A 25,715-nucleotide genomic window follows, 5' to 3' on the forward strand; every position below is an offset into this window, starting at 1 on the left:
TGTTTAATGCTTATCAATGTTAATGCTAACAGTAAATGCTTGTGATTTAACTAATGTAATCATGGCATCAATATCAGGCTTTAATAATCGGTCTTCTTCAAGCTTGGCAACTTTTGCTCTGATCACTTGATGGTTTTTCTCAATAAGATCTGAGCACTTATTAGGTCGTCTAAAGTCTACAGCTTGTGCAGCATACATCAATTCAATCGCTAGAATTTTTTCTAAGTTACCCAATATTTGATTAAGCTTTCTCCCTGAGATACTCCCCATTGAAACATGATCTTCTTGTCCCATTGAAGTTGGAACGCTATCAGCAGAAGGTGGGAAACAAAGAGATTTGTTTTCTGTAACCAATGCCGCGGTTGCGTATTGCGGGATCATCATACCTGAGTTCAAACCGCCCGAAGAAGTTAATAAACGTGGTAGACCATGTAAGCCTTCAAGTAATAAATAACAACGACGATCAGAGATATTGCCTAATTCTGCAGCGGCAATTGAAGCGTAATCAAGTACCATCGCTAACGGTTGACCATGAAAGCTACCACCAGAAATCGCTTCTTCACTGCTGATAACTATCGGGTTATCGGTGACTGAATTCATTTCAATTTCAGCTAAGTCTTTTAAGTGATTATAAGCATTACGGGATGCGCCATGCACTTGCGGAATACAACGTAAAGAATAAGGATCTTGAACACGATCACACTCTTCATGTGCCGCCATATTTTCTGACCCTTTAAACAAACTTCGCATACGGGCAGCTACTTCAACATTACCTGGGAATGGACGTGTTGCATGTAACTCTTCTCTAAACGGCGATTCACTGCCTTGCATGCCTTCAATGCTCATTGCACCGGTTAAATCTGCTAGGTCTAATAAATATCTCATTTTTGTTAACGCTGTAATGGCATGCGATAAAATAAACTGAGTACCGTTAATTAATGCTAAACCTTCTTTAGCATGCAACTCCATAGGTTTTAAGCCATGTTGTTCAAGCAGTTGAGTCGCTGGTATTGTTTTGCCATTCTGCCCCTCTTTATTGTCCCAAAATTCACCTTCGCCAAGTAATGGTAAAAATAAGTGAGAAAGTGGCGCTAAATCACCTGATGCACCTACAGAGCCTTGCTCTGGAACGACAGGGATAAGATCAAGTTCGATAAACGCTAACATGCGCTCAACCGTTTCTAAGCGAATACCTGAAAAGCCTTGGCTTAACGCATGAACTTTAGTAATTAACATCAGCTTTGAAATGGCTTTAGCAATAGGCTCACCAACACCAACCGCGTGAGTAATAAGTAAGTTTTTTTGCAATAAGTTAGTTTCTTGTGGCGTAATCTGAGTATCGCATAAAGGTCCAAAGCCAGTATTAATACCATACACTGCTTTATTTGATGCTGCCATCTTCTCAACGCGCGCTCGGCTAGTTTTTATATTATTTACCGCTTCTTGGCAAAGTTCTGCTTCGATACTACCGTCTGCAATACCGTTAACAATATCAAGGTCTAGACGGTCGATACCATACTTAAACGTCATTTCAATGCTCCTAAATATTTTCTGTTTGATGTAACACAGTTTCAAGATAAAAAGTGCTATTTATGCGCAGAGTTTAGCTTGCTCAAGATGTTTTATAAATGCATAATTATCGTATCTTATTCCGATATTATCAAACTTTAAAAAAGGTAATAACATGCAGATTCATGACGTTGATCTTCGCTTACTCAGAATATTCGTCGCTATCGTCGAGTGCGGCGGTTTATCAGCGGCAGAGTCTCGTTTAAATATAGGACGCTCTACCATAAGTTCCCATTTATCTGACTTAGAAGTTCGCTTAGGGTTAACATTATGCAAACGAGGTAGAAGCGGTTTCGAAATAACCGAATCAGGCAGGGTTACTTATCAAGCATCACTTGAGTTACTTCAGCAATGTGAAGCCTTTGCTAGTACGGTAGCCAGTTCTAAAAATGAACTGTCTGGGCGGGTAACTATTGCCACCATTGATACTTTTGTTAGTGATCCACGTTGCGGAGTTGCTCAGGTTATTTCAGCCTTAAAAGCCAAGGGCGATAATATTCAATTTGATATTAATGTCTGTGAAGCTCGTGAAGTAGAAACCTCTGTCGCTAGTGGCCGTTCATTAGTTGGGCTAGGTGTCAGCCGTCATCATCTTCGTGGCCTAAATTATTATCCATTGCATAATGAAACCAACTACCTGTACTGTGCATCAGGTCACAAACTCTTTAATTGCAAGCCATCACACATGACAAAATTGCTTAAATCAGCGGAAGTTATTACCAGTAACTATATGCGTGATAAAGAAGCAAGAGACGACGGGTTAAACTATCAACACAGCGCGACAGCTTATCATGACGAAGGCATTGCTCATTTAATTTTATCTGGGGCGTTTATCGGGTACTTACCTGAGCACTATGCTAGCTACTGGGTAGAAAAAGGCGTTTTTAAGCCAATACTACCCGAAAAGTATTCCTATCAAATTCCTGTCATGCTTATTTCCAAAAAAAACAATGATATATCACCTCTAGCAACCGCTTTAATTGAGGAGATAAAGCGTTGCCATCGTTAATAAGATACGAGATTGTTGCGTTAAATGCTTTGTTTTTTTGATACGTTACAATAGACTAATAAATAATTGTCACGACGAAATCGAGATTTAATTGCTTAATCCTAGTTCGACCAAACATTTTGATAATATCAAGCAACCGGTTCTTGTTGTTGAATACAATCAAGACAGCCTAAATCATAAATTAGTTTATCAAAACAACAGTTTCAAAAATATTATTGGTTGGAGTTTATCTGAAATTCCTGACAAAGATCATTGGTGGAAAAAAGCATATCCTGATGCACAATATCAAAAAGTCGTTGAAAATTTATGGGAAATAGAAATGGAATCCATAGATTTAGATGCTGACGAATTCGTCATTATTACCGTAAACATCATGACAAAACATAATAATATGAAACGCTTTGACGTTAAGACTGAGCTCAAAAGTAGCGTCACTAAAGGTTATTATGCAGTAATTTTTGATGAAGTGAGTACTGACGTTAAATAGCTCGCTCAGCGCCTTATAATTTCTCCTGAATGGCTTGAGCTGTTTTCAACGTTCGTATTTCAGAGAAAAGCTCATCTGCTTCGACATATTGTAATTTAAGATATTTAAGCCATTGCTTTATTCGGTTTGGATAGTATTTGTTTTTAGCACCGCTCGTTTCATATTCAGTATATTTTGCTAGTAATAAACGTACCTCCTGCCAAGGCATTTTAGTATTCTCTCGTTTTATTATTTTCGCTAAATTAGGTACCGCTAGTGCACCTCGACCAACCATTATATCAGTACAGTTTGACACCAAGCGGCATTGCTCAGCATCAGCTAAATTCCATATTTCACCATTGGCAATAATGGGTATAGTGACTTGTTCTTTTATTTTAGCTATCCATTGCCAATGTGCTGGCGGCTTGTAACCTTCAACTTTAGTGCGGGCATGAATGGTTAATTCATTAGCTCCCGCCGATTGAACTGCTTGAGCATTTTCTAACGCTAAATTTTTATCCTCATACCCTAAGCGCATTTTTGCGCTCACAATAGCATCGTGCGGTACCGCCGCTTTAACCGCAGAAATAATTCGATAAAGATTTTCAGGATCTTTTAGTAAAATAGCACCACCACGACTTTTATTAACCGTTTTAGCCGGACAACCAAAGTTTAGATCGATACCTTGAGAGCCAAGTTCAATGGCTTTAACCGCATTTTCAGCGAGATAGTCAGGCTCTTGCCCTAATAATTGCACACGAACAGGCGTACCCACTTTTGTTGTACAACCATATACCCCAGCATTGATTAATTCGGGGCATAATCGATAAAAACCTTTATCAGAAATAACTTGGTCAACCACACGAACAAATTCTGTTACGCATAAATCATAACCGCCAACTTGCGTCAATAAGTCACGCATTAGGTGATCAAGAACACCTTCCATCGGTGCTAAAACGACTCTCATTATGATTGTTTTTTGCTAGCGGTTAACGTTGAAATAATCGCCTTAATGAATAAATAAAAAAGAATACTAATTACGGCAATAATAAGGTGCGTCACGAGTGTTTTTATTTCACTGCTTTCTTGCCATAAAAACAACGACCCCCTTTGGGTAACATTGAGAAAATCAAGTAAAGTGACATGCAGCCACAACGTAACAAACAATAACTTTGTTTGATGGCGTGCAATAAAGTCTTTCAGGAGTAATTTCATATTAATCTGGGTAGTTATACGGACTAAACAAGCAGGTAACTCGCTATTATAACCAAGCGATTAGGTCTGGGTAAACATATTGATAGCCCAACTCTGTTGCCGAACGGTTGTCAGTAACAATACGGGTAACAGCTGGTTCTTCACTTACGTTAAATACCGGTGCAGGTAACGACAAGGCTTTAGCTGCAACACCGTAGTAATCTTTTTTACTGGGATGAATAGCACACACACCGTTAAAGACACCATAAGCACTGGTGTTATTCATTAACGCGAGTATCAGCCCAATGGCATCTTGTTGGTGGATTAAATTAACTTTTGCATCACCGTCAGCAAGCACTGTTCCTCGTTCTTGTCTGCGCTTAATAAAAGTACCTGGATGACGATTAAGGCCGACCAGGCCTGCTAATCTTAAGGTAACTGAGTTATCACTATAGCCAAGTGCAATCTTTTCCGCTTGCTGAAGAATTTCAACTTTAGCAGCAGTTAAATCCAAACGACTGTTTTCATCTACTTCACCCGATAGGCCGTTATAAATCGCTGAGGAGTTCAGTAAAATAATCCGTTGCGTTTTTCCACAGTGTTTGGCTGCTGCGACAATTTGTTCAATTTTCTCGGCATAATCTGTTCTACCTCTTTTAAATTGAGGAGTTATTGCGATGACGAGAATTTGTTGATTAAACACATCATGAATATTGAGTGTTTCTGAGGTAGCTGGCAATGTAAGCTGACGAGCAGGGATACCTTCGCCCACTAAGACTTCTACATTGTCGCGTTGGCTGCTGGTACCCATAACAGAACAGCCTTGTGCTATTAAATTTTTTGCTAATGGTTTACCTAACCAACCACAACCAATGATACCCACACTTAACTTTGTTTGAATTTTTACTATGCTCTTTGTCATGTTAAGGCTCTTTTGAAGTAGATTGTTGCAACTCATGCTGTTTAATTTGCTTTATGACTGTACTCGCAACGCCATTTGGCACAGTAAAAGTTAAATTATATTGCTTTATTTTCCAGCCTTGCGGCGTTTTTTCTAATGCACCTGTACCACGACAAAGGCCATATTTATCATTAAAAAGTAACTCGTCAAATACCGCCACAGTCTCTTTTGCCATCAGACTAACATGACGCTCTTTCACCGTATACAACCAACCTTCGCCATCTGAAAAGGCAGGTAACGCATACTGTTTAAACACTTCTTTTGACCAACGTTCATTTGCATCGGTGCCTAAAAAAATGGCGTCGTGTGTTAGTAAGTTAAAATACGTTTCTCCATCACCCACAGCGGCCGCTTTATGAAAAGCATCAATCACTTTACCGACTTTAAGTGCTTCTTGATTATTACTATGAGCACTTACCGCCACAAAGAGGCTTAACAGCAAAGTAACTAACCAGATTAGTGTTTTCATTTCATTACCTTATTATTATCGTTTAGGTAGTATCGCAAAGTTACCATGAAAAGTGGCAGCAACGTTATCACCATTATATAAGTTAACTGTTACACTCATTTTGGCTTTTTTATCTTTCTTTAAGGGAGCTAACTCACCCATAACGTCTTCAAAATCTAGCTGACAGTGTGCAGTACCTTCAATAGGCGCGCGATACTTTATATCAGCATTGGCTAAGACAATATCACCCTCAAGACCCGCCTGTTGTAATTGCAAATATACCCATCCCCAGCCTGTTAATGTGGCTAGTGTATAAATACTACCTGCAAACATAGTTTGATGGAGGTTTTTATTAAAGGCAGGATCACAATGAGTAATCAATTTTGCTTTATCGTAATAACTGATCTGTATATTCATCGCTTTGCTAAGAGGAATTGTATCATGCCATGTACCTTGCAGTTCACTGACTAACGCTACTTCATGACGAGTATGAACAGATAAGTGCTTTTTCATCGTAAAGTGCTGGATGTCATCAAAAAGTAAATGTGATTTTTTTACTTGCAGATAATCAAATTTCTCGTAAAAACCAACGGCTTTTTCTCTAGCCTCTAGTATTATCTCAGTAATACCTAATTGTTGAGCTAAGGTTTCAAGTGTTAGTATTAATTGCTTACCTAAGCCTTGACCTGATACTTGCTCACTCACCGCCATATAACGAATTTTTGCTTGATGCTGACCTAAACGTTCTAACCTGCCAACCGCTAATACTTCTTCTTCGCTGTTAATAATCATGCGATGATAACTTTGTTTTTCAAGTTCATCTTTTTCTGAGCCAAGTGGTTGTTGCCATGGTTTACGTAACACTTTCCATCTTAATTGATAGTATTTTGTAAATTCAGCTGCATTTTTAGGTGATCTACAACAATTCATTGGCTATTCTTACTCTATTAATAAGGTGGTATATAAATGCAATTAGAAAAACATCTTGCTCAGGGGCGTCTAGTGTATTTAAGCCAAGCTGATGATGCAATATCTGTTAGTGAAAATGACTATTTTCGATGGATGAGTTTTAGCAATGTCGTACAAAGCGTTATGCATAAACGTAAGCCATGGCAATTAACACTGCCCCACCAAACAGTATTACTTTTACCGTTACTTTTTTATCGGCCAACAACTATCCTTCAACTCGGCCTTGGCGGCGGTAACCTTGATCGCTTTTTAATACACTTATCTTCTCAAATATCATTAACCAGTGTAGAAATGAGCTCGAAAGTGATCGAATGCTTTAATCAATACTTTAACCCTGAAGAAGCAAGTATTGATATCATAAATAACGATGGGTTGTTGTGGCTTGAGAACCAGGAAGCCAATGATTTTGACTGGATTATTTGCGACATTTACAAAGATGATTCTCAACCTTTTTCTCATACCATTGAACAACTTGAGATAATAACCTATAACATTGATTCACACGCCTGTGCGTCAATTAATTTGCCTGATGTCAGTGATGATGAAATTAATCTTGCGCTGACGGTACTGCAACAATTATTGCCTGAGCATCAACTTGTTTATTTTCATATTCCTAATTACCTGAACATCGTTATACATTTATGCCCACACACTTGGCAGATAAATAGCCTTGTGAAAGGAAATAAAGCAAGTTACTTATCTAAGCGAGTCTATAATCGTTGGAGAAATTTTTGGTCACATGGTAACCAGGTAAAATGACAAGCATAAAAAAACCCTACCACTTGCGTGATAGGGTTTCTTAATAGTAATTTCGTTAGTCTCTAAGCAATTAAGCTTTAGTTACTACGTCAACCAATGTCCACATTACTTTAAAGAGCAGACTTAAAAATCAAAGTGTACCCTACAAATATTAGGCATAAAAAAACCCTACCACTTGCGTGATAGGGTTTCTTGATAGTAATTTCGTTAGTCTCTAAGCAATTAAGCTTTAGTTACTACGTCAACCAATGTCCACATTACTTTAAAGAGCAGACTTAAAAATCTAAGTGTACCCTACAAATATGAGGCATAAAAAAACCCTACCACTTGCGTGATAGGGTTTCTTAATAGTAATTTCGTTAGTCTCTAAGCAATTAAGCTTTAGTTACTACGTCAACCAATGTCCAGTTTTTAGACTTAGAAATTGGTGCACATTCACGAATTGTTACTACATCACCTTCGTTACATACGTTAGCTTCATCATGTGCTTTCAACTTAGTTGAACGCGTAATGAATTTACCGTAAATAGGGTGCTTAACGCGACGTTCAATCTTAACAGTGATAGACTTATCCATTTTGTCACTGACAACAACGCCTTGTAGTGTACGAATTTTGGCTTCGCTCATTACTTACCTGCCTTTTCAGTTATGATAGTCTTAACACGCGCGATATTACGGCGTACTTGTCTTAGCAAATGAGTTTGTGCTAATTGACCAGTGCTTGCTTGCATGCGGTAGTTAAACTGCTCGCGTAGAAGCTCTAGTAATTCAGCGTTAAGCTCTTCAATGCTTTTTGCTTTAAGTTCGCTAGCTTTCATTACATTACCGTCCTAGTTACGAAAGTTGTTTTGAACGGAAGTTTAGCAGCAGCTAAAGCAAATGCTTCGCGCGCTAATTCTTCTGATACACCTTCCATTTCATAAAGAACACGACCAGGTAGAATTTGGCAAACCCAATATTCTACTGAACCCTTACCTTTACCCATACGAACCTCAAGAGGTTTCTTAGTAATTGGCTTATCAGGGAATACGCGTATCCAGATTTTACCTTGACGTTTAACATGACGAGTCATGGCACGACGAGCGGCTTCAATTTGACGAGCAGTCATACGACCACGCTCAACTGACTTTAAGCCGTAAGTACCGAAACTAACTGAACTACCAGTGTGCGATAAGCCACGGTTGCGCAGTTTCATTTGCTTACGGAATTTAGTACGTTTTGGTTGTAACATTACTGATTCCTCTTACTTAGGCTTACGGTTGTTCTTTCTTTTAGGCTTAGCAGCTGGTTGCTCTGCTTGTAATGGCATGTTGCCAATAATTTCGCCTTTAAAGATCCAAACTTTGATACCGATCGTACCGTAAGTTGTTTCGCCACGCGCTGTTGCGTAGTCGATATCAGCACGTAATGTATGTAAAGGTACACGACCTTCACGATACCATTCTGAACGTGCGATGTCAGCGCCGCCTAAACGACCACTCACTTCAACTTTGATACCCTTAGCACCTAAACGCATTGCATTCTGTACTGCGCGCTTCATAGCACGACGGAACATAACACGACGCTCTAACTGGCTACCAATGCTATCAGCAACAAGCTGCGCATCCATTTCTGGCTTGCGAACTTCAGCGATGTTGATTTGAGCAGGAACACCAGCAATTTTAGATACTGCTAAACGTAATTTCTCAACGTCTTCGCCTTTCTTACCGATAACAACACCTGGACGAGCCGTGTGAATTGTTACGCGGATAGATTTAGCTGGACGCTCAATAACTACTTTAGACAATGATGCTTTTTTAAGCTTCTCTTTTAAATATTCGCGAACCTTATGATCGCCGTCTAAGTTGTTTGCATAGTCTTTGCTGCTTGCAAACCAAGTAGACGCGAAAGGTTTAGTGATACCTAAGCGAATACCGGTAGGATGTACTTTTTGACCCATACTAATATCTCCTAGCTATCAGACACAATCACAGTGATGTGACTTGTGCGCTTTATAATACGATCGGCGCGGCCTTTCGCACGTGGCATGATACGTTTCATTGTTGGACCATCGTCAACCATAATAGTTTTAACGAATAATTCATCAATGTCTGCACCTTCGTTATGCTCAGCGTTAGCAATTGCTGAATCAAGTACTTTTTTAACTAAAACAGCAGCTGATTTGTTGCTGTAAGTTAAAATTTCAAGTGCTTTTTCAACGTGCTCGCCACGGATTTGATCCGCAACTAAACGTGCTTTTTGAGCAGAACCGCGGGCAAATTTATGTATAGCTTTAGCTTCCATTATAATTTCCCCTATTTCTTCGCTTTCTTATCAACGACATGGCCGCGATAAGTACGAGTTGGTGCAAATTCTCCTAATTTGTGACCGATCATTTCTTCGGTTACAAATACAGGAACGTGTTGACGGCCATTATGGACAGCTATGGTCAATCCGATCATGTTAGGGATGATCATTGAACGACGGGACCAAGTCTTAATTGGCTTTTTATTCCCGCTTTCCACCGCTTTCTCTACCTTCGTCAACAAGTGTAGGTCAATAAAAGGACCTTTCTTGAGGGAACGTGGCATGGTGATTCCTTAATATTTAGTTAATAGGTACTAATTACTTAGTACGACGACGTACGATAAATTTATCGGTACGCTTGTTCTTACGAGTCTTGTAACCCTTAGTTGGTACACCCCAAGGTGATACCGGGTGACGACCGCCAGATGTTTTACCTTCACCACCACCGTGTGGATGGTCAACTGGGTTCATAGCAACACCACGAACAGTTGGGCGAACACCGCGCCAGCGTGAAGCACCAGCTTTACCCAGAGAGCGAAGCATGTGTTCAGCGTTGCCGATTTCACCTAAAGTAGCACGACAATCTGCTTCGATTTTACGCATTTCGCCTGAACGAAGACGTAAAGTCACATAAGCACCGTCTTTCGCAACTAATTGTGCGTAAGTACCAGCAGCACGTGCAATTTGCGCGCCCTTGCCTGGCTTAAGTTCGATTGCGTGAACAACACTACCTAATGGCGTGTTGCGAAGAGGCATTGTGTTACCTGCTTTGATTGGCGCATCTACACCAGACTGGATCGTATCACCAGCTTGTAAGCCTTTAGGGGCTAAGATGTAGCGACGTTCACCATCTGCGTATAATACTAACGCAATGTTAGCACTACGGTTTGGATCATATTCCAAACGCTCAACTTTTGCAGGGATACCATCTTTAGTACGTTTAAAGTCGATCATGCGGTAATGGTGCTTGTGACCACCACCAACGTGACGAACTGTAATACGACCAGTATTGTTACGACCACCTGACTTAGACTTAGTGTCTAATAATGGTGCGTAAGGCTTACCTTTATGAAGGTCTTTGTTTACCACTTTAACTAGGTGACGACGACCCGGAGAAGTAGGTTTACATTTTACGATAGCCATGTTCTATCTCCTATTGCTCTGAGCCAACGAAGTCGATGTCGCTACCTTCAGCAAGAGTAACGTATGCTTTTTTCCAATCGCTTCTGCGACCAAAACGAGCACCAGTACGTTTTGTTTTACCCTTAACATTCAGTGTACGAACACCTTCAACAGAAACTTCAAAAAGCTTCTCTACAGCGGCTTTGATTTCAGCTTTAGTAGCAGTAGTAGCAACTTTGAAAACAACTGTGTTGTTTGCTTCAGCAGCCATAGTGCTCTTTTCAGAAATATTCGGTGCTAAAAGCACTTTTAACAAACGTTCTTCGTTTATCATGCTAAAATCCCCTCAATTTCTTTAACTGCATCAGCAGTGATTAAAACTTTCTCGAAACCAACTAAGCTAACTGGATCGATTGCTTGAACGTCTACAGCGTCAACTTTGTATAAGTTACGTGCAGATAAGAACAAGTTTTCGTCAACTTCTTTAGTTACAATCAATACGTCTTTAAGCTCTAAACCTTTTAACTTAGCAACTAAGTCTTTAGTTTTAGGCGTTTCAACTGCAAAATTCTCAACTACAACTAAACGCTCTTGACGTACTAGTTCAGAAAGGATGCTAGCAATAGCACCACGATACATTTTACGGTTTACTTTTTGGCTGTGATCTTGAGGTTTAGCAGCGAATGTTACGCCACCAGAACGCCAGATTGGACCACGAGTAGTACCAGCACGTGCACGGCCAGTACCTTTTTGACGCCATGGCTTTTTGCCACCGCCGCTAACTTCTGAGCGAGTCTTTTGAGCACGAGTACCTTGACGAGCACCAGCTGCGTATGCAACTACTACTTGGTGTACTAAAGCTTCATTAAACTCACGTCCAAAAGTTGCTTCAGAAACTTCAAGAGCACCTGATGCGTCTTTTAATGATAATTCCATCACAAAATCTCCTGGACTAAGCTTTAACAGCTGGTTTGATGATTACGTTACCGTTGATTGCGCCCGGAACTGCACCTTTAACAAGTAGCAAGTTACGTTCAGCGTCAACGCGAACCAATTCTAAGTTCTGTGTAGTAGTCTTCACAGCACCCATGTGACCAGACATTTTTTTGCCTTTGAAAACACGACCCGGTGTTTGACACTGACCGATCGAACCGTTTGAACGGTGAGAGATCGAGTTACCGTGAGTAGCGTCTTGCATGCTGAAATTCCAGCGCTTGATACCACCTTGGAAACCTTTACCTTTTGAGGTGCCAGTAACGTCAACTAATTTAGTGTCATTGAATAACTCAACAGTGATTTCACTGCCAGCTTCAAGACCTTCACCTTCAGTTGCATTTAAACGGAATTCCCACAAGCCGCGGCCTGCTTCGATACCTGCTTTTGCGAAATGTCCAGCAGCTGGTTTGTTAACACGGTTTGCTTTACGCGTACCCGTAGTAACTTGTAGTGCTGAATAACCATCGTTATCTACAGTTTTAACCTGAGAAACACGGTTCGCTTCAACTTCTAGAACTGTAACAGGAGTAGAAACACCATCTTCTGTGAAGACACGAGTCATACCCACTTTACGTCCAACTAGACCTATAGTCATTGTTAAAACCCCCTATTAACCCAAGCTGATTTGAACGTCAACACCAGCTGCAAGATCTAAACGCATTAACGCGTCTACAGTCTTTTCAGTTGGTTCAACGATATCAATCATGCGTTTATGAGTGCGAATTTCGTACTGATCTCGCGCATCTTTGTTAACGTGTGGAGAAATCAAGATAGTAAAACGTTCTTTGCGAGTAGGAAGTGGAATTGGACCACGAACCTGTGCGCCAGTACGCTTTGCAGTATCAACGATTTCTGCTGTAGATTGATCAATCAAACGATGATCGAACGCTTTCAAACGAATGCGAATTCTTTGATTTGACATGAAGACAAATCCCCTTTTAAAAGAACAAAAAAATACATCCCTCTGCTTCCTTATGTGTCGGAAGGGGGTGTATTGCTATATAACATTCAACTCAAAATTAGAGTTGCTGTAAAAATAGATAATTCATTTTGCATTATCTAATCATTTGCAAAAGCATTTTGCTTATTACAAACCACACTTGGTCGAACCAAACGTGAGCGCGTATTATACATAGATTAATTATTAATACAAGTACTGGTTAAGAATGGAGCAAATGCGCATTTACAACATCCCAAAAGTGTACTTATCTTGAATAGACATAACTCTTTTATCCGATTACTGGATTAAAAACTACAGGATTGAAATTCACAAACTCAATATACTGGTACTTAAATGTTTTTAGATACCTAAATTAAATACCTATATATAAGCAGAGCATTCATTCATTTTTATCAATTTACTTTTATCTGACAATTTATTTATCAATCTTCTACCGATCTTTGTCGAGTAATGGTATACTCGCGCGCAAATTTTCAACAGTTCTGCTTTCTCATACTTATATATAGCTATGCGTAATAAGTATGAGAAAGCAGAATAGACATTAACTAAGTAGAGTAATCTAATGGCAGATTTATCAAAATACAGAAACATTGGTATTTTCGCTCACGTTGATGCGGGTAAAACCACAACAACTGAACGTATCCTTAAACTAACCGGTAAAATTCATAAGACTGGTGAAGTACATGACGGTGAGTCAACAACTGACTTCATGGAACAAGAAGCTGAGCGCGGTATTACTATCCAGTCTGCTGCGACTACTTGTTTCTGGAACGACCATCGCATGAACATCATCGATACTCCTGGTCACGTTGACTTCACCGTTGAAGTTTACCGTTCACTTAAAGTATTAGATGGTGGTGTTGGTGTTTTCTGTGGTTCTGGTGGTGTTGAGCCTCAGTCAGAAACTAACTGGCGTTACGCGAACGACTCAGAAGTAGCTCGTTTAATCATGGTTAACAAACTTGACCGTTTAGGTGCTAACTTCTACCGTGTTGTAGACCAAGTACGTAACGTATTAGGTGCTAACCCACTTGTAATGACGTTACCAATTGGTGAAGAAGACGGTTTTGTTGGTGTTGTAGACCTTCTTAGCGAAAAAGCTTACGTTTGGGATGACACTGGTCTTCCAGAAAACTACGAAGTAACAGACATTCCAGCTGACTTAGTAGACAAAGCTGCAGAATACCGCGAAGAATTAATCGAAACAGCTTTAGAGCAAGACGATGACTTATTAGAAGCTTACATGGAAGGTGAAATGCCAACTATGGAGCAAATCAAAGCATGTATCCGTAAAGGTACACGTGATATGTCTTTCTTCCCAACTTACTGTGCCTCAGCATTTAAAAACAAAGGTATTCAATTAATTCTTGATGCTGTTGTTGATTACTTACCTTCTCCTACAGAAGTTGATCCACAACCGATCACTGATGAAGCAGGCGAGCCTACTGGTGAAGTGGCAACTGTTTCTACAGATGGCCCTTTACGTGCGTTAGCATTTAAAATTATGGATGACCGTTTCGGTGCCCTTACCTTCGTTCGTATCTACTCAGGTACGTTAAACAAAGGTGATACTATCCTTAACACGTTCACAGGTAAAACAGAGCGTGTTGGCCGTATGGTAGAAATGCACGCTGATGACCGTACCGAGCTTTCTACAGCACAAGCAGGTGACATCTTAGCAATCGTTGGTATGAAGAACGTTCAAACAGGCCACACGTTATGTGATCCTAAGTTCCCAGCGACATTAGAGCCAATGGTATTCCCAGAACCAGTAATCTCAATTTCTGTTAAGCCTAAAGATAAAGGTTCTACAGAGAAAATGGGTATTGCTATCGGTAAAATGGTTGCAGAAGATCCAACGTTCACAGTTGAAACTGACCAAGATTCAGGTGAGACAATCTTACGTGGTATGGGTGAGCTTCACTTAGATATCAAAGTTGATATCTTACGTCGTACATACGATGTTGATTTAGAAGTTGGTAAGCCACAAGTTGCATACCGTGAAACTATCACACAAGCAATCGAAGATTCTTACACGCATAAGAAACAATCTGGTGGTTCAGGTCAGTTCGGTAAGATTGATTACCGTATCAAGCCAGGTGAACCAGGTTCAGGTTTTGTTTTCACTTCAACTGTTGTTGGTGGTAACGTACCTAAAGAATTCTTCCCTGCTGTTGAGAAAGGCTTCAAGGGCATGATGGATACTGGTGTTCTAGCTGGCTTCCCTGTATTAGACGTTGAAGTTGAATTATTTGATGGTGGCTTCCACGCAGTTGATTCATCTGCTGTTGCTTTCGAAATCGCTGCTAAAGGCGCTTTCCGTCAATCAATTCCAAAAGCTGGCGCTCAATTAATTGAACCAATCATGAAAGTGGATGTGTTTACTCCTGATGATCACGTTGGTGATGTTATCGGTGATTTAAACCGTCGTCGTGGTATGATCAAAGACCAAGAAGCTGGTACTTCTGGTGTTCGTATCAAAGCTGACGTACCTCTTTCAGAAATGTTCGGTTACATCGGACACTTACGTACAATCACTTCAGGTCGTGGTCAATTCTCTATGGAATTCTCTCACTACATGCCGTGTCCACAAAACGTAGCTGACGAAGTAATTGCTGAAGTTAAAGCAGCAAATGAAGCTGCTAAAAAGTAACTAATACTTTTTAAACACTTCAAAAAAGGATGCCGAGGCATCCTTTTTTATTATCTAATATTCTTAACTCTTTTAATTCGGAATTGCAGGTTCAAGTAACGCCAACTCCATCGCTGATTTTATTTTATACCAACGCTCCATCGAAACGCGTTGATACTCTTTAGCTTTACGCCCTTGGGTAAATGCTAATTTATGTTCTGCCAATGCCGTATAATGAAGAGATAAAACCGTATAGTTCTTATTATTTAAAAACTCATTGTGGACACTTTGTACATTTTTTAGTGTATCATCAATAAAAACAATATTCGTCACTCTACTCGCCTTGCCCTGTTGAGCATTATAGCTGTCAAGCATACACCTTAGGTTACTGCCTTTATCTTGCCCAGCTAAATACATAACACCATTTTGATATGTAATAGGGTTCATATCAGAATTACTACAAGGTATATACGGACTTGCCTTACTGGCAATGCCATTTTTATTTAAAACTAACGAATTTTCTTTTATTAATGTTTTCAGTGAGGTTTCTTTTGCTACCAATAAATTAGTAAACTGGTCTTCAGTAGCATTAACATCACCATTACCACGTGCTGTTTCAACAAGTAGGCGCACACCATTACCTGTTAGCTCTTTGAGTACTGGGGCAACATTATCTCGTGTGAAAACCATATTACTAATAGAGAATAAGAAGCTTGATATATCAAGCAAGTCGCTAAAATTTTCACTGACGCGAGGTGATTTTTGACTATTTACTTGTTCACTTTGCCAAGCAAACCAGGCCGCGCCGCCTAAATATTGGCAAGTCGTTGTAGAAGCACTATCAGGACAGCTCATCATCGAAATAGTATCATCATTATCCATGACAACTAGCGTGGCTTTTGGAACAGCCCATTTATTCACTTGATGTTTAATTGCTTCAAAACTGTCAGTTTTACCTTGAGTAGATGCAGCCATCGCTGAATAACTCGGTAGCAATGTCATGGCAGCGACTAATGCTAAAATTTTATTGGATTTCATGGTTTATTTCCTATTTAAAATCATTTTCTAGAGCACTTTTAAAAACTTATCTATGTAAAAGTGCCTGCTTAATATTAAGCAGACACTGCTATCAGAACTTATTTATGACTCTCTTGCTGTCCTCGAGAAACACCTTTTTCAGCCACACCATACTCAACTGACCAATACCCCTCTTCAGTTTTCTTTTTCGCCTCTGCAAAGTTCTCTAGACTCATTGAGACTTGCAGAGAAAAATCTGTCGAATAGGCACGAGGATCTGCAGATGTTGCAGCGGCTATATTAATAAAAAACTTCATCCAATCTTTATCACCTGCACCAGGTGTTGGTGCAAAACCGTTTGCAACAGTCGCAAATGGTGGTACTAGAGGCGTAATTTGTGGATATTGTGCCGCGGTATGACAAGACATACATGATGACGTGTTTAAATCTGCTGGGCCATTTAAACGCATCCCCCAACCAAGGTGCTGCGGTGGCAAATCTTTAGAGGTATTAATTATGCTTTCTTTTATGTTCGGGTTTATTTTGGTTTCTGTATAAGGGTAAGCGTTAATAATATTTTCAGTTACTTCTGGATCATCACCAAACTGAAGACCTAAAGGCACTAAATTATTAAAACGACAGGCAGTATCGTTCTCTTTGCCTTTGCAGTTTCTGTCATTTAACTCACCGTTATAGGCAAAAGTACCTAAAACCCAACCCATCCAAGGTTCAGCACGCTTGTCTCTCACCATTATATCCATTTGTAATAATCGCAAATGACGAACCGATCTCACTGGCGAATCCCAACTTTCGGTAATATAGCCTTGCCAGTCTATCGGATTTTTCAAGTATGGCACTTGGTTATCATCAGGTTGAACATCAGCAAATAGTAATTTACAAAAGACGGTACCTACAGGAAAGCCTCCACCAAAGCGAGTATCAGTAGCTTTTGGATCCGGATTATTCTTATCTTTCCACATTTGTCCCATGGTATATCCAGCATACTCATTAATTAAAGTCACCGCATACACTTGATAACTATTCGTTTGAGTATTATGAAGCTGATAAGGTCCTGCAGGCGCTTCTTTAATCAGGCCATGAAAACCTTCAGTGCCGCCATTAGGTGGGTATGTCGACGACGAAGGATGCAACCAAGGTATATGATACCAATCTCGTTTATTATTTTTATAAGGGTCCCAACTTGGTGTATTCCCTTCTAAACAATATTGTTTAACAGTATCAAGATATTTCATTGGTTCCTTTTGAAAATCAATCTTTAATACTTTAGGTAACCGCTTCTTCTTTGGTTTTTTGCTCGGAAAGTCTGTTTTTAATCGGAAAACAGGGTGATCTGAATATTTTTCATCATAGGTTGCTTCAGAGACCATATAACCGAAATCTGGAAAGCCTGAAAAATCTTCAGGGTGAAGATTTGGTTTAGTCTTTGGCGCAGCGGTTGAGTTAAATGATGTGACTGCAATAGCTAAACTACAAACTGCTGCAATTGTTCCTTGATATTTTTTCATTATGTGTCCTTTATTTTTATTGGTTATTCTTATAGGTTATTTTTTACTATCAAAGCGATGATCATAGGCACGATGAATATAGTCATGGATATGTTCTTTATCTGCCCGACTGACACCACTAATTTTTCCTAGCACCGTTGCTGCTAATTGTTGTAAATCATTTTCACTGTCTTGCTTAACTTGCTCTTTTTTATAAGGTAAGGGGGTAACTGTGGGTTTATCTTTACGTGTATTATCGCGTGTTAATAAACAGCTTAAATCAGGAGCTGCTTTATCTCTTGCGGTTAAAGAGCCAGCTAAACCAAAGCATTGCTGTGCAGTCGCAATAAGAGAAGTATGATCAAAAGGCGTATAACCCGCCGGCCGACCAATACAGCCTTTGTCAATTAACGGTGAAATAACCACGGTCGGTACTCTAACGCCCATTCGATTAAACAAGAAGCCATCTTGTCCGGGCTTAGAATCCTCACCATCTGGTGCTATTGCTTTACCTGGCTCAACATGGTCATAACAACCACCGTGTTCATCGTATGTAATGACAAATAGCGTTTCTTGCCATGTTGGGGAGTTAACAATAGCATCATAAATGTCTGCCATTAATTGTTCGCCCGCTCTAATATCACTTGGCGGATGCTGATCATTTTGATTTTCTCCAGAGAACTGCGGTTCTAAAAAAGTGTAACTAGGTAATGTTCCTGCTTTGGCATCACTATAAAACTGCTTAATACACTTAAAGTTCTGATCGAATTGACTGTCCTGCAATTGCGACATAATGGTTCTAGTTAACGAGAAAGGTACATAAGCATGCTCATCTTTACTGTATTCCGTACCGCTATATATTCCCCAACTCAATTCCTTTCGCCCAGAATCTATCGCGTCTTGAATTTGTTGGTATATGGTTTTAGCATCACAATCACTATCAGGCTTGTTATTAACATAGCCTGTAGACGTTGCAGCATGAACAAAATCTCGGTTAGGTAGTGTTTGACTTGGTACAGAACAAAACCAGTAATCGCAAACCGCAAACTCTTTCGACAGTTTACTTAATACTGGTGTTTGTGAGGGTGTATAACTGGCCATGATATCTCTAGGGTCACTCGGCGCATCACCGTAAACGCTAGTACCATATAACATTGCGTTAGCGTAATTATTTACGAAGCCTTTATTTGTTGGGGTAGGAGGGTATAAATTAGCAACATCAAAGTATTCGAATAATTGCTGATTAGTATCTTTAAAGCCCTCCCCTGGATCTGGGTTTGGCAAGCAAAAATCTTCAAAGTAATGTTTCTTATGCATCACCCCGTATGAGCCTTTTTTAGGCGGTTGACCATTTTTACGAGCGTATACCTGCTCAATGAATGGCAAACCATTATCATCGATAATGTTTAACGGATTACACAGCTCATTATTTAACCCTTCAAAAAATTGACCATTTGTCGGTTTTTCATCTTCATATAGCCAACCTAACATATTGTCAAAAGAATGGTTTTCCATCATTAAAACCACAATATGTTTAATCTTGGCTAGGGCTTTCGGGTTAGGTTTTAAATATTGTTCTGTCATGTATTTTCATTCCTTAGAAAAATAAAAAGAAAGTCAGTAATTTGCATTACTGACTTTCATTCATTGGGTAAACAATTATTTAAGATCTACGGCGAGTGCTTTTCGAACCTCTTGAACCGTCGCGGGAGCATCTAATTGAAATAGTCCACTTAAGCCACGCTCTACTCGCGACTCTCGAATAGCAGCCTTAATAGCAAAGAAGACACTACTTGCTAAGACTAGAGGTGGTTCACCCACTTCTTTAGCTGACAGCAAATCATTAGGGTTTTCAGGTACATTTTCAGCCTTATCACGCGGGAAAAGATGTACATTCATTTCTAATGGAACATTGGTGATACCCGGTGGTTTGTAGCGCCACGTGTTTACCGTATTTAAGCGACCTTGGTCTTCACCTTTTGGCTCAAAGACAAGTTTTTCTGTCATGACATAACCAACACCTTGAATGAAAGCACCTTCCACTTGACCAATATCTAACGCTGGGTTGATACTCCAACCCATATCGTACATTAAGTCTGAGCGAATAATTTTCACTTCACCCGTCAGTATATCTACCTCTACTTCAGAACACGCTGCTGAATAGGTAAAGCCACAAAAAGAGTCAAAGCCGCCAGGTATTGCCGTCTCAGCAACTTCAATACCCGGGATTGCTTTTTGCTGCTCAAGTGTTTTGAAGACTAAATTTGGTACTGCGGTTTCGCCGCCGGGTATTTTTGCATTAAAGGTTTCAACCAGACTGATACGCTTTTGATTCGCTAAGGCTATGAGGTTTTGCCAAATCAGTACTGGTTTACCAAACTTCTCCACTTGTGCAGACCAGCCTTGCTCACCGTAATTCCAAAAATCAATGTTTTGTTCGTTACACCAATCATTTCCCTTCTCTTTAAGCATGTCATAACCAAACTCAAGTAAACGGCTACGCATTTTTTCACAGGTTTGTTTAACTGCTAAACCGTTATAAGCGGTCCCCGTAGAGCCACCTGTACTGGTAGGGTTAGGTATGACATCAGTTTTAGGTAACTGAATACGTATCATATCCATCGGCACATTGAGTATGTAAGCGGCAATTTGCTCTAACTTAGTTACCATACCTTGACCCATGTCGACACCACCTTGGTTGATCACAATAGTGCCATCGCCTGAATACACCGACACCATAGCGCTGGCCTGCTCTAATTGAACCAAGTTGTATCCAGAGCCATACTTAACAGGCAACATATAAAGGCCTCGTTTACGCCATTTATTGTTTTTGTTAAATTCAGCTACTTCAGCTCGTCTACCAATTACGTCAGATTTGACCTTAAGGTAATCCCATACTTCACGCATATAACAATACGATAAAGCCTGACCATAAGGCGTCACATCACCACGCTTGTAAAGGTTCTTCTCTCTTACATCAATAGGATCCATCCCTATTGAAAAAGCAGCATCATCAATCGCGTTTTCTGATATTAGTTTTCCTTGAATATCACCAAAAGATCTAAAGGCGGTATTGGGCGCAGTATTGGTTCTGCACACATCTAATTGACTCTTAAAATTATCAATCATGTATGCGTTATCAACCCGTGTTTGCAAACAGTTAGACACAATAAATGAACAGTCATAAAAAGCGCCACCATCACCAAAGAAGTTATAATCTACCCCTCTGATAATACCTTTATCGTCCGTATTAGTGGTGCCATCATCAATCGCAATTTGATACTGGCCATAATAGGGGTGTCGCTTACCAATCATGCTAGTGTCATTAGCTCTAGGCATTATCAATCTAACAGGCTTTTCCATTGCTTTAGCTGCTACCGCTGTCGCACCAATAACAAACTTGGCTTGCTCAGTTTTACCGCCGTAACCACCGCCTAGCTGTCTAATGCCAACATCAACAGAGTTATGTTCAACACCCAATACTGCTGCCGCTGTTTGATGCATTTCCATCGGGCTTTGTGAAGATGGATGGAAAGTCATATTTTCAGCTTCACCAGGCAAGGCAACGCAAGACTGGGTTTCCATGTAAAAGTGAATTTGGCCTCCACACGTTTGAGTGCTTTCAATCACTTTACATTGATTGCCCCCTAGTTCGACTTCTCGTTGCACAATATTAGTATCAAGAGGATCTTTATTCTCAGTAGTCCAGCCAAAATGACTATGATTACGAACAACTTGCCAGATATGATTATAAAATGGTGCGCTGGCAGGAAAGTCAGGGAAAATACTACCTCGCTTTATCGCATCTTCTAAGGTTAAAACTGGCGATTGCCATTCAGGAGCCCAGTCAACATCAGTATAAGCAATACAATTATCACTGATATATTGTGCAATAATATTTGCTTGTTTTTCTTCAACGGCTATCGCTAGCGCAATTGATTGACCCACATAACTAACTCGCTCTTTAGCAAAAACAGGTTGGTCACCACCAATCCCTACGTCTTTCACTCCGGCTCGTGGCGTATCCTTTTCCGTAACTAAGCGAATAAATTGTGGAAAAATCTCTTTTAATTTAACAGATAACGCTTCGATACTAATTGGCGACTCTTTCGTTTTAGGATCACAATAAGCAAAGTTAGCTAATGCCCGTTGGCTTTGCACAAATGAAGCATTAACAGTCGTTGGCGGCACTTCCATTTCATGGGTATAACGCACTTGCCCTGAGGTTTGATACAGCGCCATCAATTTCACATACGGTTGTGATATTGGTGCTTTATACGATTGATTAGTATAGTTTTGGCTACCGTCACTTACAGGCCAATGTCCCCACGTAATCTTACCTGCTGAACGCTGATTCTCTGGTACCGATTCAGGAGAAGCCTCTAATAAAGCAGTAACCATCGATTTATATAAAAAAGCTGTTGCTAACTCAATCTTATAACTATCAGTAAAGCCTTCATCTTTAAGTCCAGACATTCGCTCCTTCCACCGAATTAGCTCTTCTTCGACTTCAATGCTTAACGACTCGGCATATTTAGGAAAGTTTTCTAAAGATAGACAGCTACCCTTCATCAATTTTTCTGTTACTTTAGCTCGCCAAGGATAAGGGGCAATAGCACCATAAGTTAAGTTAACTTTTTCAACGGTTAATTTATCAGACAAGGCTAAAATCGAGGTCGAGTTCACGATACTGTGAGCATTTATATCACGTAGTGCAACTTTATGAGGCTGCACAACTTCAAAAGCATAATCATCTGACTTAACAGGAATTTTATATTCCACCAATAATATATGATTTGCCAAGGATTGATCTTTTTCGACTTGTAATGCTAACTCATTTGCTATGGCAGAGTGCTTTTCACCTGTTTGTAAGTCAATATAGATTAACTCAGTACCTAAAGCTGATAGCACAGTAAATAAATCGGAAGGGAAAGGTTCGCCCGTTCCTTTGCAAATATGCTTAAGCACTAGCATAGTGTTACCACCTAGGCTAGCGGCATTTCGAATAATAGTACCTGCTGTTCTATGCGCCATAAATTGTAAAGCGCCAATGGCAGTAGTTTGCGATAAGCTTTCTTTATCAATAATATTATCAAGGTGTTTTAATACTTCGGTGTAAGTTTTACCTGCGCCAACCCTTAAAAATTTCCCTTCATTTTCTATGGTATAAAGTTCTTTAAGTTGACTAATATCCACTAAGTATTTGTGAGAAACAAAATCATCGGTATACACACCATAAGAAGTATTGGCATGCAATAAGTAAATATCTTTATAACTATTTTCCTGATAGAACTCGAGTAATTCGCCAATATGCTTAGGTGTTCGCCATTGCTGCTCGTTACCGTTTATTTCAACTCCGTCTATCTTATTACCTTTTGCTTCCTTAGGATAAGGTATTGAGACAGTATCACCAACATGTTGTGCTTTAACCTGATCATCTACCAGTAATTTCATACGGTTTGCTTCATCGGCTTCAGACCAATCAATAGCAAATGTTTTCATCGCCGTTAAAATTGGGCGATAACCTGTACAACGACAAATATTGCCATCAAAAGCTTGTTCTATTTGTTTTTTGGTAGGCTCAGGGGTGTTCGCTAAAAATGCTGACATATTCATAACAAAACCCGTAGAACAATAACCACATTGACTGCCGTTATTCACTGCTAACCTGTAAGCAACTGGATTTATACTGGTATCGATTTCAGGTAAGTTATCAATATCCACTGACTGTAAGGGTTTGCTTTCTGCCCCATGGTTACCTTCAAGTAAACTATTAACTCGAATCTCTAAACCTTTTTTTTGAGCATTGCGAAGATGCTTACTAACTGCACCTTCAAGGGGAGCACCTGCTCTAGCACCTGCTAAAGATTGCTTTGGAAAAGCTGGTGGTGGACGTCTTGAGGCACCAGTGCCCTCAACTGTCGTTACAGATAAACCTTGTAATGAACAAACTGCTCGTAAACATGAGTTAATTGAACGATGTTCAGGCTGCTTACTTTCCTCATCCCACCGTGACAAAATAACGGTACAGGCTCCACAACCACCTTCACCACAGCCTTTTTTAGCTCCTGCAAGACTCACTTGTGGCGATCGCAAGTAATCAATGAGCAATAAGTTAGGAGATGGATTTTCAATGGATACCGATTGACCATTTAGATAAAAGCTAACCGTGTTTGACATAACTTATTTCCTTGTAATTTATAACTATTATTTTTATAGGAATACTCTTTATACTATGAAGCAAAGGAGCTGATTTTTGATGTAATATTGTGTTCAATTATTTGATGATTTAGCGGTAAAGCACTTGCTTGCTCTACGGTGCTATGTGCTTGAGACATAATAGATAAAGCGATAGATTCTGGTAGTTCTCCCCCTAAATCTAAACCTATGGGATTGTAAAATGGTTTCTTCAAATCACTTAATGCAAGCCCAGCCTTTGCTAAGACTTTGTCTGTTCTATGAGTTGGACCTAACATACCAATATAACGTGCTTGCGATTTTTCACTTATTAGTAATGCTTCTGCATCTAACGTAATATTGTGGTTCATAATAATAATCACGTCCGCTTCCATTAGCAGCTCACAATCATGTAACTCTTGATAAGGACGTTTAATAATCTTATCGGCATGTTGAAAGTAAGCCGCTCGTCCATAATTAACACGTGAATCAAATAAGCTAATGTGCCAACCAAGCGTATGAGCAATACTCACAACGGGTTGAGCATCAATACCAGCGCCAAGAATGGCAATAGCAGGTTTAGGTGTCACTTTTGTGGAAAATATATTAGTGGGTAATGGTTGGGATATTTGTTCGAATTCTTCTAAAGTATGTACTTTATTAGATTGGCTTTCAGATAAAGTTCGTACTGGTATGTCTTGTTGATAATAGCAGCTCTGTCGATTATTTAGCCGCTCTCTTAATAACGGCAGATCTTGGTAATTATTCGCCTTATTAATAGGTTGCAATAAGACTTTGACTACCCCCCCACAGCCAATTCCAAGTTGCCATGCAATATCTGCGTCATCTTGCATGTCATAAACGACAATTAAACTATTGTCGGCTGATAAGCATTTTTGTGCTTTGCGCATTAAATCTGCTTCAAGACAGCCACCGCTTAGTAAGCCAAAACTTTGACCGTTACTATTAATAAGCATTCTTGCACCAGCTTTGCGATAGGCTGAACCTTGGGTTTCGTAAATTGTCGCTAGCACCCATTGATGATCGTCTTTTTTATCAAACCAATATGCTAATAACTGCTCTAAACGATTGTTCAAAATTTCCCCCATTAATTATTTCATTAACAAAAAAATGCACAGCTTATAAAAATTAAGTAAGCATCAAAAAAACACAATAATTACATACTGTATACAAGTAATATTCAGAATTTATTCTCGCAATAACTCGATGCTAAATCGAGGTTATTTAGAAGCTATTTCAATACTATGAGGAGTCTTTTTGGAATAAGCCTCGTCCATGAGTAGAAGTATTAAATCCCTAAACTAGTTATTAAACTGGCACACAAATCAAGCTTTATCAATATTCTTTTTTACGTTAACACTGGGCTTTTTTTGGCCAAGTTAGATAGCCTCTCACTTATAGCCATTGTTTATTTTTTATGACAAAACAAAAATGATTTTTATTAATAATCTTTATTGTGTTCCATTTATATTAACGTATAAATATTAAAACACAAGAGGTCGACCAGATAATTACAGCAATAATTCACTACTGAATAAATTAAAAATATCAATAAGATAACCTGACTAAAAAGGATTAAAATGTCATTTCACAGCAATAAAGTGTACGGTGTGTTGAACGCTGT

At 39.5% G+C, this 25,715-nt stretch carries 26 protein-coding genes; 4 read left to right on the plus strand and 22 right to left on the minus strand.

Going from position 1 to position 25,715, the window contains the following annotated elements:
• Positions 1-3 precede the first annotated feature (3 nt).
• Positions 4-1,530 (minus strand): histidine ammonia-lyase, encoded by a 1,527-nt coding sequence (gene hutH / locus D1094_RS02600; RefSeq protein WP_118958489.1) that lies wholly within the window; start codon positions 1,528-1,530, stop codon positions 4-6.
• A gap of 154 nt (positions 1,531-1,684) precedes the next feature.
• On the opposite strand from hutH, the gene D1094_RS02605 reads away from it, so the two are divergent.
• Together D1094_RS02605 and D1094_RS02610 are read left to right on the plus strand one after the other, a co-directional pair.
• Positions 1,685-2,578: a LysR family transcriptional regulator gene (locus tag D1094_RS02605; RefSeq protein ID WP_118958490.1), complete on the plus strand. Its 894-nt coding sequence runs from the start codon at positions 1,685-1,687 to the stop codon at positions 2,576-2,578.
• 91 nt (positions 2,579-2,669) lie between these two features.
• Entirely contained in the window at positions 2,670-3,065 is a 396-nt protein-coding gene (locus D1094_RS02610; protein WP_118958491.1) for a hypothetical protein, read from the plus strand.
• Between the two features lie 13 nt (positions 3,066-3,078).
• Here the strand turns inward: D1094_RS02610 and dusC are convergent, their stop codons facing one another.
• Genes dusC through D1094_RS02635 form a run of 5 tightly spaced genes read right to left on the minus strand, consistent with a single transcriptional unit; the run spans position 3,079 to position 6,577 of the window.
• Positions 3,079-4,011, minus strand: coding sequence for a tRNA dihydrouridine(16) synthase DusC (dusC, locus tag D1094_RS02615; protein WP_118958492.1), 933 nt, complete (start codon positions 4,009-4,011; stop codon positions 3,079-3,081).
• Positions 4,011-4,259: a hypothetical protein gene (locus tag D1094_RS02620; protein WP_118958493.1), complete on the minus strand. Its 249-nt coding sequence runs from the start codon at positions 4,257-4,259 to the stop codon at positions 4,011-4,013. The genes dusC and D1094_RS02620 overlap by 1 nt, the downstream gene beginning before the upstream one ends.
• A gap of 46 nt (positions 4,260-4,305) precedes the next feature.
• Positions 4,306-5,160, minus strand: coding sequence for an NAD-dependent epimerase/dehydratase family protein (locus tag D1094_RS02625; protein WP_118958494.1), 855 nt, complete (start codon positions 5,158-5,160; stop codon positions 4,306-4,308).
• 1 nt (position 5,161) lies between these two features.
• Positions 5,162-5,668: a nuclear transport factor 2 family protein gene (locus tag D1094_RS02630; RefSeq protein ID WP_118958495.1), complete on the minus strand. Its 507-nt coding sequence runs from the start codon at positions 5,666-5,668 to the stop codon at positions 5,162-5,164.
• A 15-nt stretch (positions 5,669-5,683) separates the two neighbouring features.
• Positions 5,684-6,577, minus strand: coding sequence for a bifunctional GNAT family N-acetyltransferase/hotdog fold thioesterase (locus D1094_RS02635; RefSeq protein WP_118958496.1), 894 nt, complete (start codon positions 6,575-6,577; stop codon positions 5,684-5,686).
• A 36-nt stretch (positions 6,578-6,613) separates the two neighbouring features.
• Here D1094_RS02635 and D1094_RS02640 point away from each other — a divergent pair, with 36 nt between their 5' ends.
• On the plus strand, positions 6,614-7,375 hold the full coding sequence (locus tag D1094_RS02640; protein WP_118958497.1) for a hypothetical protein: 762 nt from the start codon (positions 6,614-6,616) through the stop codon (positions 7,373-7,375).
• Positions 7,376-7,749: 374 nt separating this feature from the next.
• Here D1094_RS02640 and rpsQ read toward each other — a convergent pair whose 3' ends face one another.
• From rpsQ to rpsJ, 11 genes are read right to left on the minus strand one after another with little or no spacing between them, the layout of a single operon-like run.
• Positions 7,750-8,001: a 30S ribosomal protein S17 gene (gene rpsQ / locus D1094_RS02645; protein WP_118958498.1), complete on the minus strand. Its 252-nt coding sequence runs from the start codon at positions 7,999-8,001 to the stop codon at positions 7,750-7,752.
• A complete protein-coding gene (gene rpmC, locus D1094_RS02650; protein ID WP_118958499.1) occupies positions 8,001-8,192 on the minus strand; it encodes a 50S ribosomal protein L29 in 192 nt (63 codons plus the stop codon). Before rpmC ends, rpsQ begins: the two co-directional genes overlap by 1 nt.
• Positions 8,192-8,605 (minus strand): 50S ribosomal protein L16, encoded by a 414-nt coding sequence (gene rplP / locus D1094_RS02655; protein ID WP_118958500.1) that lies wholly within the window; start codon positions 8,603-8,605, stop codon positions 8,192-8,194. Before rplP ends, rpmC begins: the two co-directional genes overlap by 1 nt.
• A gap of 12 nt (positions 8,606-8,617) precedes the next feature.
• A complete protein-coding gene (gene rpsC / locus D1094_RS02660; RefSeq protein ID WP_118958501.1) occupies positions 8,618-9,313 on the minus strand; it encodes a 30S ribosomal protein S3 in 696 nt (231 codons plus the stop codon).
• An 11-nt stretch (positions 9,314-9,324) separates the two neighbouring features.
• Positions 9,325-9,657, minus strand: coding sequence for a 50S ribosomal protein L22 (gene rplV / locus D1094_RS02665; RefSeq protein WP_118958502.1), 333 nt, complete (start codon positions 9,655-9,657; stop codon positions 9,325-9,327).
• Between the two features lie 11 nt (positions 9,658-9,668).
• Complete coding sequence (gene rpsS, locus D1094_RS02670) at positions 9,669-9,944, minus strand: 30S ribosomal protein S19 (protein ID WP_118958503.1); 276 nt, start codon at positions 9,942-9,944, stop codon at positions 9,669-9,671.
• Positions 9,945-9,978: 34 nt separating this feature from the next.
• Positions 9,979-10,803 (minus strand): 50S ribosomal protein L2, encoded by an 825-nt coding sequence (gene rplB / locus D1094_RS02675; protein WP_118958504.1) that lies wholly within the window; start codon positions 10,801-10,803, stop codon positions 9,979-9,981.
• A 10-nt stretch (positions 10,804-10,813) separates the two neighbouring features.
• A complete protein-coding gene (rplW, locus tag D1094_RS02680; protein WP_118958505.1) occupies positions 10,814-11,116 on the minus strand; it encodes a 50S ribosomal protein L23 in 303 nt (100 codons plus the stop codon).
• Complete coding sequence (gene rplD / locus D1094_RS02685) at positions 11,113-11,718, minus strand: 50S ribosomal protein L4 (RefSeq protein WP_118958506.1); 606 nt, start codon at positions 11,716-11,718, stop codon at positions 11,113-11,115. The genes rplW and rplD overlap by 4 nt, the downstream gene beginning before the upstream one ends.
• A gap of 16 nt (positions 11,719-11,734) precedes the next feature.
• The gene (gene rplC, locus D1094_RS02690; RefSeq protein ID WP_118958507.1) at positions 11,735-12,373 is read right to left on the minus strand and encodes a 50S ribosomal protein L3; all 639 of its coding nucleotides are present in this window, start codon (positions 12,371-12,373) and stop codon (positions 11,735-11,737) included.
• Between the two features lie 15 nt (positions 12,374-12,388).
• Entirely contained in the window at positions 12,389-12,700 is a 312-nt protein-coding gene (gene rpsJ / locus D1094_RS02695) for a 30S ribosomal protein S10 (protein WP_118958508.1), read from the minus strand.
• A 601-nt stretch (positions 12,701-13,301) separates the two neighbouring features.
• On the opposite strand from rpsJ, the gene fusA reads away from it, so the two are divergent.
• Positions 13,302-15,392, plus strand: coding sequence for an elongation factor G (fusA, locus tag D1094_RS02700; RefSeq protein WP_118958509.1), 2,091 nt, complete (start codon positions 13,302-13,304; stop codon positions 15,390-15,392).
• 72 nt (positions 15,393-15,464) lie between these two features.
• Here fusA and D1094_RS02705 read toward each other — a convergent pair whose 3' ends face one another.
• From D1094_RS02705 to D1094_RS02725, 5 genes are all read right to left on the minus strand, one after another.
• Positions 15,465-16,409 (minus strand): DUF2608 domain-containing protein, encoded by a 945-nt coding sequence (locus D1094_RS02705; protein ID WP_118958510.1) that lies wholly within the window; start codon positions 16,407-16,409, stop codon positions 15,465-15,467.
• Positions 16,410-16,507: 98 nt separating this feature from the next.
• On the minus strand, positions 16,508-17,914 hold the full coding sequence (locus D1094_RS02710) for a hypothetical protein (protein ID WP_118958511.1): 1,407 nt from the start codon (positions 17,912-17,914) through the stop codon (positions 16,508-16,510).
• A gap of 36 nt (positions 17,915-17,950) precedes the next feature.
• Positions 17,951-19,477 carry an alkaline phosphatase family protein gene (locus D1094_RS02715; RefSeq protein ID WP_118958512.1) on the minus strand — a complete coding sequence of 509 codons (1,527 nt, stop codon included), beginning with the start codon at positions 19,475-19,477 and terminating at the stop codon, positions 17,951-17,953.
• Between the two features lie 75 nt (positions 19,478-19,552).
• On the minus strand, positions 19,553-24,073 hold the full coding sequence (locus D1094_RS02720; RefSeq protein ID WP_118958513.1) for a molybdopterin cofactor-binding domain-containing protein: 4,521 nt from the start codon (positions 24,071-24,073) through the stop codon (positions 19,553-19,555).
• A 53-nt stretch (positions 24,074-24,126) separates the two neighbouring features.
• Positions 24,127-25,167, minus strand: a complete 1,041-nt coding sequence (locus D1094_RS02725) for an XdhC family protein (RefSeq protein ID WP_118958712.1) — start codon at positions 25,165-25,167, stop codon at positions 24,127-24,129.
• Positions 25,168-25,715 lie beyond the last annotated feature (548 nt).

The sequence above is a fragment of the Colwellia sp. RSH04 genome (genome assembly GCF_003545765.1).
Lineage (GTDB): Bacteria > Pseudomonadota > Gammaproteobacteria > Enterobacterales > Alteromonadaceae > Colwellia.

Bases quoted from the DNA above. Each gene is read 5' to 3' on its own strand.
- rplP (WP_118958500.1), bottom strand. From the start codon at position 8,605: ATGTTACAACCAAAACGTACTAAATTCCGTAAGCAAATGAAACTGCGC.
- rpsC (WP_118958501.1), bottom strand. From the start codon at position 9,313: ATGGGTCAAAAAGTACATCCTACCGGTATTCGCTTAGGTATCACTAAA.
- rpmC (WP_118958499.1), bottom strand. From the start codon at position 8,192: ATGAAAGCTAGCGAACTTAAAGCAAAAAGCATTGAAGAGCTTAACGCT.
- rplC (WP_118958507.1), bottom strand. From the start codon at position 12,373: ATGACTATAGGTCTAGTTGGACGTAAAGTGGGTATGACTCGTGTCTTC.
- dusC (WP_118958492.1), bottom strand. From the start codon at position 4,011: ATGAGAGTCGTTTTAGCACCGATGGAAGGTGTTCTTGATCACCTAATG.
- D1094_RS02720 (WP_118958513.1), bottom strand. From the start codon at position 24,073: ATGTCAAACACGGTTAGCTTTTATCTAAATGGTCAATCGGTATCCATT.
- D1094_RS02705 (WP_118958510.1), bottom strand. From the start codon at position 16,409: ATGAAATCCAATAAAATTTTAGCATTAGTCGCTGCCATGACATTGCTA.
- D1094_RS02605 (WP_118958490.1), top strand. From the start codon at position 1,685: ATGCAGATTCATGACGTTGATCTTCGCTTACTCAGAATATTCGTCGCT.
- D1094_RS02625 (WP_118958494.1), bottom strand. From the start codon at position 5,160: ATGACAAAGAGCATAGTAAAAATTCAAACAAAGTTAAGTGTGGGTATC.
- D1094_RS02635 (WP_118958496.1), bottom strand. From the start codon at position 6,577: ATGAATTGTTGTAGATCACCTAAAAATGCAGCTGAATTTACAAAATAC.
- rplV (WP_118958502.1), bottom strand. From the start codon at position 9,657: ATGGAAGCTAAAGCTATACATAAATTTGCCCGCGGTTCTGCTCAAAAA.
- D1094_RS02640 (WP_118958497.1), top strand. From the start codon at position 6,614: ATGCAATTAGAAAAACATCTTGCTCAGGGGCGTCTAGTGTATTTAAGC.
- D1094_RS02620 (WP_118958493.1), bottom strand. From the start codon at position 4,259: ATGAAATTACTCCTGAAAGACTTTATTGCACGCCATCAAACAAAGTTA.
- rpsJ (WP_118958508.1), bottom strand. From the start codon at position 12,700: ATGTCAAATCAAAGAATTCGCATTCGTTTGAAAGCGTTCGATCATCGT.
- rplW (WP_118958505.1), bottom strand. From the start codon at position 11,116: ATGATAAACGAAGAACGTTTGTTAAAAGTGCTTTTAGCACCGAATATT.
- rpsS (WP_118958503.1), bottom strand. From the start codon at position 9,944: ATGCCACGTTCCCTCAAGAAAGGTCCTTTTATTGACCTACACTTGTTG.
- fusA (WP_118958509.1), top strand. From the start codon at position 13,302: ATGGCAGATTTATCAAAATACAGAAACATTGGTATTTTCGCTCACGTT.
- rpsQ (WP_118958498.1), bottom strand. From the start codon at position 8,001: ATGAGCGAAGCCAAAATTCGTACACTACAAGGCGTTGTTGTCAGTGAC.
- D1094_RS02710 (WP_118958511.1), bottom strand. From the start codon at position 17,914: ATGAAAAAATATCAAGGAACAATTGCAGCAGTTTGTAGTTTAGCTATT.
- D1094_RS02715 (WP_118958512.1), bottom strand. From the start codon at position 19,477: ATGACAGAACAATATTTAAAACCTAACCCGAAAGCCCTAGCCAAGATT.
- hutH (WP_118958489.1), bottom strand. From the start codon at position 1,530: ATGACGTTTAAGTATGGTATCGACCGTCTAGACCTTGATATTGTTAAC.
- rplD (WP_118958506.1), bottom strand. From the start codon at position 11,718: ATGGAATTATCATTAAAAGACGCATCAGGTGCTCTTGAAGTTTCTGAA.
- rplB (WP_118958504.1), bottom strand. From the start codon at position 10,803: ATGGCTATCGTAAAATGTAAACCTACTTCTCCGGGTCGTCGTCACCTA.
- D1094_RS02630 (WP_118958495.1), bottom strand. From the start codon at position 5,668: ATGAAAACACTAATCTGGTTAGTTACTTTGCTGTTAAGCCTCTTTGTG.